Source organism: Confluentibacter sediminis, from assembly GCF_003258355.1.
In the GTDB taxonomy this organism is placed as follows: domain Bacteria; phylum Bacteroidota; class Bacteroidia; order Flavobacteriales; family Flavobacteriaceae; genus Confluentibacter; species Confluentibacter sediminis.
The window spans coordinates 1-320 of record NZ_QKPO01000112.1; the positions used below are offsets into that span (position 1 = coordinate 1).

Sequence of the window (320 nt, forward strand, 5' to 3'; positions counted from 1 at the left end):
TTCACGCTCGCGAACTTCAATAAGATGTTCGAGGCCAACACCATCGCCGCATTCGGCACCTCGATTCTGGTGTCTTTAGCATCCTCTCTGATCGGCGCAGTGGTGGGCGCGCTCGCTTCCTACGCACTGGTCATTGGTGCCAAGCCGAACGGCCTGCTGCGTCGTATGGTCTCCGCCATCTCCTCCGTGCTTGCTCAGTTCGGCGGCGTGATGCTCGCGTTCGCGTTCATCGCCACCATTGGCATCAACGGTATCGGCACCATGCTTATCAAGACACTGACCGGCTACACCGTGAACCCGAACTGGCTCAGTTCGTTGCC

The 320-nt window shown here is 58.8% G+C and carries 1 protein-coding gene; it reads left to right on the plus strand.

The window, feature by feature from the left end; genetic code table 11:
• The coding region (locus tag DKT72_RS19125; protein ID WP_220628178.1) for a hypothetical protein at positions 1 to 320 on the plus strand (320 nt) is incomplete at both ends.